Source organism: Acidovorax sp. KNOB132, from assembly GCF_057541515.1.
On sequence record NZ_BAAJYT010000566.1, the window covers coordinates 1 to 1,080 of the forward strand.

Consider the following 1,080-nt stretch of genomic DNA (forward strand, 5'->3'; position numbering starts at 1 on the left):
CCCGCTGCAGCAGCGCCCAGGGATCGGACAGCACGACCACCGCGCAGGCCAGCAGCCAGACCTGGGGCCAGGGCCAGCGCCGCCCGGAAAGCCGCAGCAGCGCCACGGTGGCCAGCATGCACACCGTGCGCTGCGCCGGCACGCCCCAGCCGCTGAACACGGCATAGGCCCAGGCCAGCAGCACGCCCCCGGCCAGCGCCGCCGTCGGCGCCGGCAGGGCCAGGCACCAGCGCGGCACGCGGCGCCACAGCGCACCGACCACTGCGGCAGCCAGCCAGGCGAACAGCGTGATGTGCAGGCCCGAGATGCTGACCAGGTGCGCCACGCCCGTGGCCCGGAACACGTCCCAGTCGGCCCGGTCGATCGCGCGCTGGTCGCCGGTGACCAGCGCGGCCACCACGCCCGCTGCGCGGGTGCGGGCGGCGTTGCCGCCTTCGTCCAGGCCCGTGCCGGCATCGACCGGCGCGAGATGGGCCAGGATGGCATCGCGCACCGCCTGGCGCGCCCGCTGCACCGGGTAACGCCAGGTCGCCTCCAGCCGGCGGGGCGGTTCGTCCCGCGCGCCGGTGCGCACGTAGCCGGTGGCCTGCACGCCCTGCTCCCACCACGCCAGCTCGGCATCGAAACCGTGCGGGTTGCGCAGGCCGTGGGGTGCCTTCAGGCGCACGGTCATGCGCCAGCGCTCGCCAGCCTGCACCTGGGTGGACAGCCGCCGCACGTCCGCCGCGCCAGCGGCCTCGCCGAAGGTGCCTACGTACCAGGCCACATCGATCACCGGCGGCACCGCGACCGCCTGGCCCTCCAGCACCGCCGATTCCACCGCCATGCGCAGGCGCACGCCGGATTCGCCGGTCTGCGGCATGGCAGCCACCACGCCCACGATGGCAACGTCGCGGCCTTCCAGCGCCGGCGGCAAGGCCCCCTGCAGGAACAGCAGCGCCCGCAGCCCCGTCGCGCCGCCCATGAAGACCAGGCCGCAGGCCAGCATCCACCCGCGCGAGCCGCACCAGGCAAGCCGCCGCACGCGGCCCGACGGCACCACCGCCGCCACGGCCCCCAGCAGCCCGCCCAGCGCCGCCG

General features: G+C 76.5%; 1 protein-coding gene. It reads right to left on the bottom strand.

The features are described 5' to 3' along the window. Window positions 1-1,072: ComEC/Rec2 family competence protein (locus AC27IO_RS24685; protein ID WP_498741275.1), on the bottom strand; the 1,072-nt coding region annotated here is incomplete at its 3' end. Window positions 1,073-1,080: the final 8 nt, after the last annotated feature.